This window comes from Siminovitchia fortis, from assembly GCF_007681465.1.
Classification (GTDB): domain Bacteria; phylum Bacillota; class Bacilli; order Bacillales; family Bacillaceae_C; genus Siminovitchia; species Siminovitchia fortis.
In genome coordinates, this window is record NZ_VEKZ01000021.1 from 1 (window position 1) to 15,205 (window position 15,205).

Here is a 15,205-nt window from a genome sequence, read left to right on the forward strand (position 1 = left end):
ATTATACCAAAGGCTGGAGCCCTTTTTGTATTTAATAACTAGATTTTACTTTCGTAATCCAGGATCACATCAAGATTTACAGGGGAATTATGGCATGCTAGTTTTTCGTTCATCTCTTATCATCATCATATCACATCAAGATTTACAGGGGAATTATGGCTATACTCATTTACAAATTCAATACCCATACATCATATCACATCAAGATTTACAGGGGAATTATGGCGTCAGTTCGTTTGTATTCGTAATATTAATCATCATATCACATCAAGATTTACAGGGGAATTATGGCCTAAGACGAGCGCTAACGTTAAATCTCCGAATCATATCACATCAAGATTTACAGGGGAATTATGGCACGTAATTATCAATTTCCCGGAACGTCTGGATCATATCACATCAAGATTTACAGGGGAATTATGGCTAGAGCTTGGGTTTTACCGCATGATGAAGTATCATATCACATCAAGATTTACAGGGGAATTATGGCGGCATGAAGATATTCTCGTATTCTACAAAAATCATATCACATCAAGATTTACAGGGGAATTATGGCTTGGTTGTTTGATTTTAATTCGTTAATAATATCATATCACATCAAGATTTACAGGGGAATTATGGCCTTTCCCCGTCCATGTTTTCTTCGGTTTTCATCATATCACATCAAGATTTACAGGGGAATTATGGCGACTGAATCACATCCCCCAGAGGCATTCCAATTATATCACATCCAGGTTTACAAGGGAATAATGGCGATAACTGTCAATTGGAGTTTCATCTCTTTTTTCTTGGAGGTAAGCTTGCCCCTTCAGTAACTGCTAAAACTGTCAAAAAAACCGTTCCGCCAGCGCACATTTTAATGATAAAATGGAACTAAATACTGGACCATGAGAAAGGGATAATATGGAAAAAGGATTAAAGTACAGCTCTACCATCAAGTCACGACCCTTCTTATACAAGGAGACCAAAATGCTGGCAGAACTGCATTTGAAGGGGTTGAATGAACTCGAATTGAAAGAGAAAGTTATCAGCCAAAATATCTTTCAAGTCAAAACTGAAACCCGCAAAAGAGAAATTGCTTCAGCCATAAAGGCACGTTTAAAAGTGCTGGATGATTACCTCATTAGGAAGCTTTTAACTACTGACATACATACAAGTAAATTGATCGTACTGTACGCTATCCTTAAAACGGACAGGCTGTTTTATGAATTTATGTATGAGGTTTTCAGTGAGAAAATTTCCGGGCGCGATTTGCTGCTGAAAGACCGCGATTTTCATCATTTTTTTGAAGCGAAGCGCCAGCAGAGCGAAACGGTTGCCGAATGGAAGGAGTATACCTTTTATAAGTTAAAGCAGGTTTATATACGGATTTTATACGAAGCGGGACTGTTAAAAAATCAGAAGGGGGACCGGGAAGTTAGCATACCCATGATGAATCCTGAGGTATTTGATTACATAAAAGATTCCGATGGTAACGGGTTCATCAAGGTTCTCACAGGAGGAAGAGGGTAGCATGAAGACGATAAGAGAACGGTTGGATGAAATTCTGCCGAAAATAACAAATCCTTCTTTCCGGGAAAATAAGGGATTGGGCAATGAGATCGGCTACCATATTTTTGATTATGAACCCGAATATGAAATGCTTGTAAGGGAGCATGTCGATTTTTTGAAGGAACAGGCAAATAACTTAAGCCAGCGTATTATTGAGTTCGACCTGTACGAAGTCATTCTCGATATATTGGACAGCAAAGGCTATCTGGAGAAAAACTTTCAAATGGAACAGAAGAAAGGAAGCCAATTTGTCCTGAACGCGACGAGGAAATCTCTTAGGCTTACTTTAAATAATGATTTGGTGATCCAATACATTGCTGACCGTGTAGAGGAAAATGCCATCATATTTATAACAGGAATTGGCAAGGCTTTTCCGATTATCCGCTCCCATGTCATTTTGAACAATTTGTATAAAGCGGTCGGCCAAAATCCGGTTGTACTGTTTTTCCCTGGCCGCTACAATGGTCAGGACCTTCAATTATTCGGCGAGATAAAGGATGACAACTATTATCGCGCATTCCAGCTAGTAGATTATTAGGGGGGAGAAATCCATGCAGATTAAAAAGATGTTTGAACGTCAAATTGACCGGGACATAAAAGGGGTCGTCAAAGTTGGACAGGACGACGAGGCGAATATTCATCAGGAACTGGAAGAATATGTCGTTACAGATGAATTGCAAAAACATATCGGCCATTTTTTTACAGCCTACAAGAAAAGCATTACGGAGCCGACTGATAAAATTGGCGTTTGGATTTCCGGTTTTTTTGGATCGGGGAAATCCCATTTTCTAAAAATACTATCCTATTTAATAGAAAACAAGAACATTGCCGGAAAAACTGCCATTGACTATTTTGAAAACAAAATCGACGATCCGCAAATTTTTGCCGATATGAAAAAAGCAGGCGACATTACGACAGATGTTGTCTTATTTGACATTGACGCGAAAAGTGAATCAGATTCCATGGCAGACAAGGATTCGATCGTCAAAGTGCTGAATAAGGTTTTTAATGAAATGCAGGGTTTCTGCGGTGCAATTCCTTGGATTGCCGAAATCGAACGGAAAATGCACTATGGCGGTACATATGAAAATTTTAAAGCAGTCTTCAAGGAAATTTCCGGAAATGAATGGGTGGAGTCACGGGAAGATTTCTATTATGAGGAAGACGCCATTATTGAGGCGCTTACCAAGACGACGCAAATGAGCGAGGAAGCGGCTCGGAACTGGTTTGAACGCGCAGAGCGGGAATACACGATCAGCATCGACCGCTTTGCCGGGCGGGTGAAAGAATATATTGATTCAAAAGGGAAGAATCACCATGTGGCCTTTCTGATTGATGAAGTAGGCCAATATATCGGCGACAACTCAAAAGCCATGTTGAATCTGCAGACAATCGTTCATGAATTTGGCCGTCAATGCAAAGGAAAAGCGTGGATTGCCGTTACAAGCCAAGAAGACATTGATTCGGTGCTTTCAGTAAAAGGAAACGACTTTTCAAAAATCCAGGGGCGCTTTGATACAAAGTTGAGCCTGTCCAGTGCTTTTGTTGATGAAGTGATTAAAAAACGGATTCTGACAAAAAATGAACCCGGAAAACAGACGCTGGAAGAAGTATATCGAAAAAACAGCTCTATTTTACATAACCTATTAACGTTTGCCGATAACAGCGCAGAGATGAAAAAATATGCGGATGAACAGGATTTCATTGATGTGTATCCATTCGTGCCGTATCAGTTCAATTTGCTGCAAAAAGTTTTTACGGGCATTCGGATCCATGGAGCATCAGGGAAGCATTTGGCGGAAGGGGAACGTTCACTTTTAAGTGCATTTCAGGAGTCGGCCATCCGCTTTGCCGATCAGGAAGAAGGAGTGCTTGTCCCTTTTTCGGCATTTTATGAAACAATCGAAGCATTCCTCGATTCCAGCATTCGGACCGTCATCATTCAGGCCGGGAAAAATGAGAAGCTGGAAAACTTCGATATTGAAATCCTGAAGCTTTTGTTCCTTATAAAATATGTAAAAGAACTGCCTGCAAACCTGGAAAATATCGCCACTCTGATGGTCGATCACATTGAAGCAGACAAATTGGATTTAAAGAAAAAGATTGAGAAATCATTGACACGGTTGATTGGACAGACGCTCATCCAAAAAAACGGCGACGACTATATTTTTCTCACAAACGATGAGCAGGATGTAAATCGCGAAATTAAAAACATGCATGTAGAAATGTCAGAAGTCATTCAAATGATCGGGGAAGAAATCTTTGAGGGCATCTATCGGGATAAAAAGTTCCGTTATTCCCCCAAGCATCACTTTGCGTTCAATGCCTTCATTGATGACCGGCCGATAGGCACACAGGCACATGATATCGGTATCCGTATATTGACGCCTTACGCTGATGCGGCGATGGAGTATAGTGCATCCGAATTGAAAATGATGTCCATAAGGGAAAACAATGTCATTTTCAAGTTGCCCCAAGATGCATCGTATTTGGAGGAAATGGAAGAAATTTTAAAGATACAGGCTTATTTACGAATCAAGAGCGGAACATCGGTCTCGCAGGCAATAGAGGATATTAAGAGCCGAAAAACACGGGAGGTCACTGAGCGAAGCGAACGGATTACGGCGCTGCTGACAGAGGCTTTAAGTTCAGCTGAAGTGTTTGTCAGTTCCCAGCAGTTGGAGATTAATAGGAAAAACCCGACGGACCGGATCAATGAAGCGTTTCGGACGCTGATCAAGTCACTTTATAACAAGCTCGATTATGTCACAGAATTTGTTGGCTCGCCGAAAGAGCTCCAGGATCTGGCCGTTTCATCAACGCAATTGTCCATGGATCATAATGGTGGGCCGAATCACCGTGCTATAAGAGAAGTCGACAACTATGTGGACCGTCTGACAACCCGCAATCAGCCCATGACCGTCAAGAGCATCACCACGTACTTTGCAAAACAGCCTTATGGATGGCTTGAACTTGATACGACTGCGATTCTGCTGGAACTTTTTAAAGCCCAAGAAGTGAAATTTTTACTAAACAGTTCTGAGCTTCAATTAACAGATCCCCAATTGATCCATTACTTGACAAAGCGGGATTATGTAGATCGGGTCATTGTGAAAAAGCGGGAACGGATACCGCAGCTGCTGATTAAAAATGTCAGGGATGTATGCAAGGAAATGTTCGGAATTTCCGCACTGCCGACTGATGAGGATGGCTTGAAAGACCGCTTTAATGAGCTGTTGTCGCAAGAAAAAGAGAAGTTGGCAGATTTATTGGCGAACTACCGCAATAATCAATACTACCCTGGGGAATCGGTTCTTCTGGATGGGAAGAAATTAATTGAATCTGTCCTCAATATCAATGATACTGCTACTTATTATAAAACGATCCGGGAATTGCGCCATGAGTTGAAAGAGTACGCTTATGATGTGAAAGAGGTAAAAAGTTTCTTTGAAAATCAGCGTGATAAATTCGACGAAGCGAAAAAGAGGCTGACGATTTTTGAGAATAATAGAACGTATGTGACAGACAAGGGCATCCAGGAAATTGTGGAAAAGATGGGCAGGATTGTCCGCAATGCCGAGCCGTATGACATGATCCAGGAATTGCCCGGCCTCTATCAGGTGTTTGATGAAGAGTTTGTTGAGCTTCTTGAGGAAGAGTGCAAGCCGGTGAAGGTGGCGATCCAAAGCGACTTGAAGGCTGTGATGGATGAACTCGCGGATGATGAAAAACTGAAGCAGAAATTTTTAGTAACATTCCGGGCGCGGTTTCAAAGATTGGAAGAGCGGCTTTCCACCACGAATAATCTATATGAGGCAGTTGCCATGCAGGTGGAAAGCGACAGGCTGAAAGTGCGCTGCCTTGATGAACTGGAACAGGCAAGGGAAAAAGAGGCGGCCGATGTGCCGGCAAGGGGCCCGAAAGGCGGACAGGGGGAGACTACGGCAACAACGCCTGTACGTCCAAGAAAAACAAAGACCTTAAGCAAAAATATGGTCATCAAGGGAACGAAAACGCTCAAATCAGCGGACGATGTCGATCAGTTTGTGGAAGAGTTAAGATCCAAGCTCCTGCAGGAACTGGATGAGGATACGACGATTCATTTGGTGTGAGCGGGTATGATCAATAAATTGATACATGATTAATTACAGGTATGTTTTTGGGGGGGATAAAGTTGAAAGTAAGCGAACTGCGGGAAAAGATAAGAAGTTCAACGAAAGACGAGCTTCAGCAAATCATTGTGGAGATGTATAAGCAGATTCCGAAGAAAATGCGGGAAGAAAAAGAGATAGACAGGTTGATTGAAAATCCGGATGCCTTTAAGAAGCGGAAAAATACGCAGCGGCCGATGGAGAATCTGGATTTTCACAGTATTGAAAAGGAAACGAGATGGTTTATTCAAAACGCTTATGAACAAAATTATGTTGCGCCTAACCGTCTGATACCAAAGAAGGATCGTGCCAATTGGCGGTTTACTGCTAAAAGGCTGGTTGAGCAGGTATCAAGCTTTGCCAATCATCCGGAACATGGAAAAACATGTGCCGCTCTGTTGGAAGAATTGTATCGTCTGTTCGTCTATGCATCAGGACATTACGTGTTTGCCAGTGAAGAACCATTTGATACGTTGAGAATCCCGCAGGTAGACTTCCTGAATCGAGTAGTTTTATTGAAGAAAGAAATAGAGGATCCAGATAAATGGATATCTGAGTCATTAAATCTTGTTCTCGAAACCGGTGTAGATTATCAAACATTGACTAGCTCTTTGTTAGAAGTAATACTAAGTACTTTAAATAATGCACCGCTTAAAGAAAGAATGATAGAGATAGCCGAGAAGCTTCTTCTGGAAAAGCATAGAACGGCGAAACGCTCTAAAGGCAGATATAGTGATTGGAAAGATGAGGAGTATATAAATAACTTGGTAGAAATGATCTTTATTACTCAGAGTGCTTTGGGTGAATATCAGCCTGCTGTGGATATTTTTCAGAAATATCATTTTGAATCCAGAGATGAAGTGAAGTTGTTTATTTTGCTTCGTTTAATCATGGAGCATCAGAGTGTAGAGATATGGAAGCAAGAATATGAATGTGCTGTTAAACTTGGTGTCAATCCAAGGGAAGGCTTGAAGGAGACATATGATTATATCAAACGGGAGAATGAATTTCCGGAATATATTTTTTCCTATTGATGGGAATGTGACAAAGAGGAGAATAATGGATGGACAAGGGTGCAATCAAGAGGTTCGCAGTCTCTGCAAGGAATAAGCTGATGGAGGCGGTGAATCAAAAGGCGTTTGAACTGGGAGTCACAAAAGATGCGGTAAAAGAGGCGGAAGTGTATCAGGATGGATTTCTGATCAATCAAAAGTTTTATAAAAAGTACGAAATCAGACAAAGGGAAAGGTTGATCCGTGAGATTGAGCAAAAGGGCTACGATCAGGTGATCGAGGAAGCAGCCTATACATGGTTCAACCGCTTTATTGCTTTGCGGTTTATGGAAGTGAATGATTATTTGCCGACGGGTGTCAGGGTGTTTTCGTCGATTGAGCAGGGAAAGACGGAGCCTGATGCATTAACTGAGGTCCAGATGCTTGTGGATGAGTTGGATCTTGATGAGCAGAAGGTCTATGAGCTGCAGGATGCCAATGATGATGAGGATTTGTTCAAATACATATTGATTAAGCAATGCAACAAATTGGGCGAAATCATGCCGATGATGTTTGAGGAGATTGAGGATTACACGGAGCTTCTCCTCCCGAACCAGCTTCTGGCAGAAACGTCTGTCATCCATGATATGGTGACGATGATTGATGAGGAAGATTGGATGAAGGAAGTTGAGATTATCGGCTGGCTGTATCAGTATTACATTTCCGAGAAGAAGGATAAGGTTTTTGCTGCGCTGAAGAAAAATCAGAAGATCTCGAAGGAAAATATACCAGCGGCAACAGAGTTGTTTACGCCAAGATGGATTGTGCAGTATATGGTGGACAACTCTTTGGGCCGTCTGTGGCTGGAATCGCATCCTGATGATGTGTTGCAGGAAAAGCTTCCGTATTATTTGGAGGCAGCGGAGCAGCCGGAAAACGTCATTCGGCAATTGGAAAAACTAAAGGACCCCAACCTGAAACCGGAGTCTATCAAGTTTTTAGATCCATGCATGGGATCCGGCCATATCCTTGTCTATGCGTTTGAAGTTTTCTACCAATTGTATAAATCTCAAGGGTACAGGGAGCAGGATATCCCTAAACTGATCATAGAGAACAATCTCTACGGACTGGACATCGACCCGCGTGCGGCGCAGCTGGCCTATTTTTCGGTCATGATGAAAGCAAGAAGCTACAACCACCGTATATTCAATTCCGCGATAAGCCCGAACCTGCACTGGATTGAAGAGAGCAACCGGCTGACAGATGAGGATATTGATAACTTTGCAGAAAACAGCGATATACGGGGCGACGTAAAGACACTGATAGAAACATTCAAAGATGGAAAACTGCTCGGCTCCATCATCGAAGTCCCGGACATCAACCTAAAGGCATTAAAAAACCAAGCCCAGTCAATAAAAGAAAAAGAAACAGACGACATGTTCGTTGCGGACTTCAAAATCAACACCCTGCCAACTATCGAAAGACTAATTGACCAGGCAATCACATTGGCGCAAAAATACCACGTCGTTGTGACCAACCCGCCATACATGGGCAGTGGGGGAATGAACGAAGAGCTTTTGTTGTATTTTAATAAGAATTTCCCTTTAACCAAAAGGGATTTAAGTACAGTTTTTATGGAAAAGTGTTCAGCTTTTACTGGTACATATGGGTATTATGCTCTCATAAATATACCGACATGGATGAACTTATCTTCTTATGAGGGTTATAGAAAAAAAATACTTCATCAGGAAACGATAATTAATCTTTTGCATTTAGGAAGAGGAGTATTTGGATCTGATTTTGGTACGGTAAGCGTAGTATTTCGTAAAAAGCTTATAAAAAATTATTTAGCTCTTTATCAAAAGTTATTTGTTAAAAAAAGTTCTGTTGAAAGCAACGAAATTAAACAAAAGCTTTTCTTCGAAAGAAACAATGTATATAAGATTGAGCAAGAGAATTTTTCTTTAATACAAGGCTATCCAATTGCTTATAATGCAACCGAATCAATAATAGAAATCTACAAAAACGAAAAGAATCTAGGTGAAATTTCAGAAATTCGCCAAGGTCTTGCAACTGGTAAAAATGATGTCTACTTAAGAAGCTGGTTTGAGGTAATTTATTCTAGAATCGGTTTTGGATATCAAGACAGAATTTCAACTAAAAATAGTAAACATAAGTGGTTCCCGTACAATAAAGGTGGTGAGTATAGAAAATATTATGGAAACAATAACTTTATTGTTAATTGGGAGAACGATGGCTATGAAATTAGAAACTTTAAAGATGGGCGTGGAAAGTTAAAATCTCGACCACAAAATATGAATTATTATTTTAAAGAGTCTATAACATGGTCAAAAGTAACCATAGGGGGCTTTTCAACAAGGTTTATTCCAAAAGGCTTTATTTTTGATGTTGCCGGATGCTCAATATTTCCGGATAAGGAAAATTTATTTTATATTTTAGGTTTAACAAATAGCAAATTATCTACAAGGATACTGGAATTTTTAAGCCCCACTGTGAACTATGAAGTAGGACATGTTAGTAATATTCCAATAAAGCTAGAGCGGAAAGAATATGTAAGTACCTTAGTGGAAGATAATACGAATATAGCAAAGTTTGACTGGGACTCTTTCGAGACTTCCTGGGATTTTAAGGTTCATCCGCTTGTTGAGTTTAGGCAGGCGGCCTCCCGGATTGCGGAGGCTTTTGCTAATTGGCAAGCAGAGGCTGAACGACGCTTTCAGACGCTGAAGGCGAATGAGGAAGAGTTGAATCGCATTTTTATCGGGTTGTATGGGTTGGAGGATGAGTTGACGCCTGGGGTGGAGGATAAGGATGTGACGGTCCGGCGGGCGGATGTGCTCCGGGATGTGAAGTCGTTTCTTTCTTATGCCGTCGGTTTGATGTTCGGGCGTTATTCGCTGGATGAGGAAGGGCTTGTGTTTGCAGGGGGTGAGTTTGATTTGGGTCGGTATGAGACTTTTGTACCTGATGCGGATAATGTCATTCCGATTGCCGATGAAATGTATTTCGAGGATGATATTGTTTCGCGGTTTGTCGATATTTTGAAAATTGTTTTTGGTGATGAACATTTGGAGGATAACCTCGATTTCATCGCGGATACGCTCACAAGGAGAGCGAATGAAACATCCCGCCAGCGGATCCGGCGTTATTTCCTGAAAGAATTTTATAAAGACCATTTGCAAATTTACCAAAAACGGCCGATCTACTGGCTCTTTGACAGCGGAAAGCAGGACGGATTCAAAGCGCTCGTTTATCTTCACCGCTATGAACCGGGCTTGGCAGCACGGGTGCGGACAGACTATCTGCACGCCCAGCAGCGGAAATATGAAGAAGAAATCGAGCGGATGGACATACTCCTGGAGTCTGACGTGTCCAAGCAGGAAAAAACACGAGCAAGAAAAAACAAAGAAAAACTGCAGAAACAGCTGCTGGAATGCCAAAGCTACGATCAGATCATTGCCCATGTAGCCAACCAGAAACCGGACCTTGACCTGGATGACGGCGTGAAAGTGAACTATGCCAAATTCCAAAACATCGAAATCCCGCAGGGAGAAGGCAAAAAGCCGCTGAAAGGAAACGTCTTGGCAAAAATATAAACAATGATACGGGCGGGGGACCAGTCACTCCCGCCCCGTTTACATAAAGGATAGTGGTGTAAGATGAATCTTAGAGAAATACATCGCGTATTGAATGACATCTATCAGAAAGAATTAACAAATGGTCGCAAACGGCATATCGTTTTTTGGTATGACGAAGAAGGGGAATTTATCGAAGATGTCGATGAGATTAAACTGGAAAATGTACGCATCTGGAAAGTGACCGACCATAATCTATTCGCAACAAAATATGAGCTGGAGAAAAAAGATACAAAATCCCATTTTCTCCTTTATGCCAACATGCCGAAGCCGGTTCCCCGCGAAGACTGGCTCTATGATCTTTATAAAATCGGCCATGAATTTGCCACCGATAAAATCACCGTCATCATGAGGGAACTTGGGATCAACGATGACGGATTAAGGGAGACATTTAAGTCATATAAGGAATTCTTCAACAGCAGAGCGCGTTTCCAATCATTCCAAAAGTACCAAGTGGAATTTTACACAGAAGAAACAATCGACCTGACGGTATTGGCCGTATTATGCAAAAGCCCAACCAACACACTTGACGATATTCTCAGGAGACTGTTCAGCAAGTATAAAGACAATGATGAATCAGCCCGGGACCGTATCCGGAAATATGGTGACGAGGAGAAATTCTGGTGGCTTGTTGAAAAATACTACGGCTATACATTGCCTGATCGTTCGATTCGGGAGCTACTCATCTTCTTTATGCTTACATATCTTTCTGAACAAAACCCTGATATGGAAATTCCTGAAACATGGCAGAAATATGTGAGCAGAAGGCCTGCAAATATCATCGTATTCATGGATCAATGGATGAATCATCGCTTGGGCCGCCATGTATTTAACCTTTTATCAGATGAAATTTCCGACGTTGTCAGGGCAAACCATTACGCAGATCAATTGGATATAGAGGACATAATCCATCTGGATGCTTTTTCCGTCTACGACGAAAAAATTATTCGCTATTTGGCAGAACAATTGACAAGCGGCATCAACCACTTTGAACAATACTTTGACATCATTGCAAAAAGGCGCAAGCTCCATTGGTATCCCGAATACCGCTATGAGTACGGGGCGGTCCTGCATGCTGCGAAGCTATTGAACTATATGGAAAAATGGGATTATTTTATTCCGGAACAACCAGCCGCCCAGATGTTCCAGGCTTATACAGAACAATACTATGTTATCGATACCGCCTATCGGAAATTCTATGCAGCTTATGACCAGGCGGAAGAAAAAGAAAGACTGCATCAGCTGCGAGATAAAATTGAAAACATCTATGTACATCACTTCATGGAAGAACTGGCATTAAAATGGTCCGGCAGTTTGGAACGTGACCACGACATGGTTTGGCCGATAGATGGCATTTTGCAGCAGAAAGAATTTTACCGTGACTGGGTGCACGGATACCAGACAAATGATGAACGGGTATTTGTGATCATATCGGATGCCTTGCGATATGAGGCGGCAAAAGAATTGGCGGATATACTTAACAATCAGCGGAAGGCGGCAGCGGAAATCACATCGATCCAAAGTGTGATACCATCCTATACTGCACTTGGTATGGCTTCGTTGCTGCCATATGAACAGATGGAGTACTCTGGCGGCAGCAAATTTTTGCTCGATGGCACCGATTCAGCCGGCATCACAAACCGTAATGCCATCCTTCAGGGAAATTTGCCTGATTCCATAGCCATTCAATATAACGAAGTCAACAACATGAGCCGGTCGGCTTTGCGGGAAACATTTCAAGGGAAAAAGGTTATCTATATTTATCATAATGTCATTGATGCGAGAGGAGATCATGCGGCAACCGAGGGGGAAGTATTCCATGCTGTAGACGAAGCGATTGATGATATCCGTCTTCTGGTCAACCAGCTTGTCAACAATCTCAGTGCATCCAATATCCTGATTACCTCCGATCACGGATTCATCTACCAGCGGGATTCTCTCCAAATGAGCCAAAAGCTTTTGCGCAAGCCGGAGGGTGCAGAACTGATAAGCCGAAGATTTTCAATAAAGAAGGATGAAGCAGCAGTTGAAGGAACATGGTCTTTTGCGATGGACTACATTTTGGATCAACCCGGGGGACGATTTGCCATCATTCCAAAAGGGATTCACCGGTTCGCGATTCAGGGGGCGGGTGCGAATTACGTACATGGCGGCGCCATGCTTCAAGAAATTGTGGTTCCTGTGATTACATTTAAGAATGATCGCAGCAAATCATCACGGAATACAGTGAAGAAAGTGGATGTAAAACTGACAACGCCAACGCGGAAAATTACGAACATGATGACGTTTTTGGAATTTTTTCAAATGGAAAAAGTCGAAGAGAAGAAACTGCCGCTGCGTTTAAAGCTGTATTTTACGGATGAAGAAGGCAATCGTGTATCGAATGAGAACAGAATCATTGCAGACAGTGAGTCCTCACAAGCTGTTGAGCGGACATATCGTGAAAAGTTTGTTTTCAAATCAGAAGCCTACGATAAAGGCAAGACATATTATCTTATTCTGGAAGACGAAGAAGAAAAAGCCGGAAACGTATATGACAGGTATCCTTTTACGATAGATATTGCCTATACAAGCGACGGTCTCTTTTAACCAGCGCTGAAAATCGGTCATTGGCTCTGCCAGCTAATGAGCGCTGCTCGATACAAGCAATAGCTCTTCTCGCTAGGCTAAAGCAAGAAGAGCTATTGCTTATTTTGTAGAGAAATCACTATACGTAAAAGATAATTTTTTGAAAAAATTAACAGGATATCCGGCATCGGCAGCGAAATCTTTCTTAATGGAAGAAAATGATGAAAGGCGGGGTGTAACGAGTGCTGGAGGTGCAGGACTCTCTGAAGAACTCTGTATGGAGCCGGTTTGTTCAGGAAGGTGTTCTGGATAAAAGCAGGATCAATAAAAGAATCTCTGAGTCTTGGTATATTTGCCGTCGGGACGGAGTCAATCCGTATAATGGCAAAGGGAATGAGATAATCCAAGAAAACCAATTTCTCCGGCGGAAAAAGGCCAGCAGCCAATTATTGAATGCGGCCCTCCCATTCATAAGGAAGCTGCAAAAGTTTTTTGGCCAGACGAGATCCTTGTTCTTGCTTGTTGACTCTGATGGATATGTCCTCTATATGGACGGAGACCCAATGGCATTGGAAAGGGCAGGGGCCATCAATTTTATTGAGGGAGTAAAATGGACGGAAAAAGAGGTTGGAACGAACGCTGTAGGAACAGCGCTTAGGACAAAGGAGCCGATCGCTGTTATTGGGGCGGAGCACTATGCAGTAGCCTCCCATTCATGGGGATGCGCCGCTTCGCCAATCCTCAGTGAAAATGGGCAAATGGAAGGCGTATTGAACATTTCATACCCATTGGAATATGGCGTTCACGAACATATGCTGCCGTCTGTTGTATCCGCGGCTTACGCAATTGAGCAAAAGCTGATCAATATAGCAAAGGATAAAGAACTTGAACTGATGCAATATGCCTCCTTCATTAACCCCCAAGATCCACTTTCACTTGTTTGTAATGAGAAAGAAAAAATCATTTGGGCAAGCACCCATTTGAAAAATGAACTTTCAAATCTGAATGCGGCGTATTTATCGGATGTCTTGAATGAAGGCTGCACAGTTTTGGAGAAGCAGCCTGTCTATTCCCGAACCCGAAATGATGTGATCGGGTTTAAAATATCATTGAAAAAAACTGAATCCACCAATATGGCAAAAAGGTTTCCCGTCAACCCGGCTTTTCAATTTGGCGGTGTTTGCGGTGAAAGTGAAAAATTTCGGAAGGTTCTTTTTCAGGCTGAAAGGGCAGCCAAATCCAATATCACCATTCATATACATGGCGAGACAGGTACCGGAAAAGAGGTCATGGCCCGCTCCATCCATCTGAACAGTACGAGAAAACACGGCCCGTTCATAGCCGTGAATTGCGGGTCCCTCTCAAAAGATTTGATCGCCAGCGAATTGTTTGGATATGCCGGCGGAGCTTTTACAGGTGCGAAGCGTGAAGGCCATAAAGGGAAGTTCCAGCAGGCAAATGGCGGAACATTATTTTTGGATGAGGTTGCCGAAATTCCTCAGGAAATGCAGGTAGCCTTGCTGAGAGTCCTGGAGGAAAAGGAAGTTGTTCCAATCGGCGGCGCAAAACCGTTCCCCGTTGATGTGAGGATCATTACCGCCACTCATCGGGATTTGGCCGAATTGGCCGCAAAAGGAGACCTGAGAGAGGATTTCTTTTACAGGATATTTGTCTATCCGATCCAGTTGCCGCCTTTAAGGGAAAGGATGGAAGACATCCCATACTTTGTCCGGCACTATTGCCGTACAAATAATTGGCAGGTGACATTTTCCCATGATTTGCTGGAATGCCTGCAAACATACGAGTGGCCCGGAAACATAAGAGAGCTTCACAATTTTCTTGACCGGCTCCGGATTGAATTTGAAACCAGGCCCCCGACATTGGCAGAAATGAAAACGCTCCTTCATTCTGATATCAGGCTTCTCAGTCATTCGGAAGCATTGCCGTTAAATGAAGACTTGACATATAGGGAGCAAATTGAAAAAGCTAAAATGATGGATGCCCTGCTTGCTGCGGAAGGAAATGTCACAAAAGCTGCAGAAAAGCTGAACATTTCACGAAGCACCCTGTACCGGAAAATAAAGAAATTCCATTTGTAATCATGGGAAAATATGAGACAGAATGAGACGATGTCCAAAATCGTCCCATTCTCCAATCAAAATCAGATGCCCAAAAGGCATCTGATTTTGATGTTTAATCGCTGTCTTATCCGCTTTTATGAAAGTATAACCTAAATTGGCACATAATTTGCACTATTTTATAATGTGTAAAAAACGAATAGGAGGAG

At 42.3% G+C, this 15,205-nt stretch carries 7 protein-coding genes and 1 CRISPR repeat array; all 7 genes read left to right on the plus strand.

The window, feature by feature from the left end; genetic code table 11:
* Positions 1-58 precede the first annotated feature (58 nt).
* A CRISPR array of direct repeats spans positions 59-754; the repeat unit is 36 nt; unit sequence ATCATATCACATCAAGATTTACAGGGGAATTATGGC.
* 149 nt (positions 755-903) lie between these two features.
* The 7 genes from FS666_RS08980 to FS666_RS09010 all read left to right on the plus strand — a co-directional run bounded on the left by FS666_RS08980 (position 904) and on the right by FS666_RS09010 (position 15,017).
* On the plus strand, positions 904-1,512 hold the full coding sequence (locus FS666_RS08980; protein WP_144463070.1) for a DUF1819 family protein: 609 nt from the start codon (positions 904-906) through the stop codon (positions 1,510-1,512).
* Between the two features lies 1 nt (position 1,513).
* Complete coding sequence (locus FS666_RS08985; protein ID WP_120075790.1) at positions 1,514-2,089, plus strand: DUF1788 domain-containing protein; 576 nt, start codon at positions 1,514-1,516, stop codon at positions 2,087-2,089.
* Positions 2,090-2,102: 13 nt separating this feature from the next.
* Positions 2,103-5,663, plus strand: coding sequence for a BREX system P-loop protein BrxC (brxC, locus tag FS666_RS08990; RefSeq protein WP_144463068.1), 3,561 nt, complete (start codon positions 2,103-2,105; stop codon positions 5,661-5,663).
* Positions 5,664-5,725: 62 nt separating this feature from the next.
* On the plus strand, positions 5,726-6,736 hold the full coding sequence (locus FS666_RS08995; protein WP_144463066.1) for a hypothetical protein: 1,011 nt from the start codon (positions 5,726-5,728) through the stop codon (positions 6,734-6,736).
* 29 nt (positions 6,737-6,765) lie between these two features.
* On the plus strand, positions 6,766-10,311 hold the full coding sequence (gene pglX / locus FS666_RS09000) for a BREX-1 system adenine-specific DNA-methyltransferase PglX (RefSeq protein WP_144463064.1): 3,546 nt from the start codon (positions 6,766-6,768) through the stop codon (positions 10,309-10,311).
* Positions 10,312-10,374: 63 nt separating this feature from the next.
* Positions 10,375-12,939 (plus strand): BREX-1 system phosphatase PglZ type A, encoded by a 2,565-nt coding sequence (gene pglZ, locus FS666_RS09005; RefSeq protein WP_144463062.1) that lies wholly within the window; start codon positions 10,375-10,377, stop codon positions 12,937-12,939.
* A gap of 221 nt (positions 12,940-13,160) precedes the next feature.
* Entirely contained in the window at positions 13,161-15,017 is a 1,857-nt protein-coding gene (locus tag FS666_RS09010; protein WP_186306461.1) for a sigma-54-dependent Fis family transcriptional regulator, read from the plus strand.
* Positions 15,018-15,205 lie beyond the last annotated feature (188 nt).

Excerpts from the sequence above, each read along its gene's own strand:
- brxC (WP_144463068.1), top strand. The coding sequence starts at position 2,103 with ATGCAGATTAAAAAGATGTTTGAACGTCAAATTGACCGGGACATAAAA.
- FS666_RS08985 (WP_120075790.1), top strand. The coding sequence starts at position 1,514 with ATGAAGACGATAAGAGAACGGTTGGATGAAATTCTGCCGAAAATAACA.
- FS666_RS08980 (WP_144463070.1), top strand. The coding sequence starts at position 904 with ATGGAAAAAGGATTAAAGTACAGCTCTACCATCAAGTCACGACCCTTC.
- pglX (WP_144463064.1), top strand. The coding sequence starts at position 6,766 with ATGGACAAGGGTGCAATCAAGAGGTTCGCAGTCTCTGCAAGGAATAAG.
- pglZ (WP_144463062.1), top strand. The coding sequence starts at position 10,375 with ATGAATCTTAGAGAAATACATCGCGTATTGAATGACATCTATCAGAAA.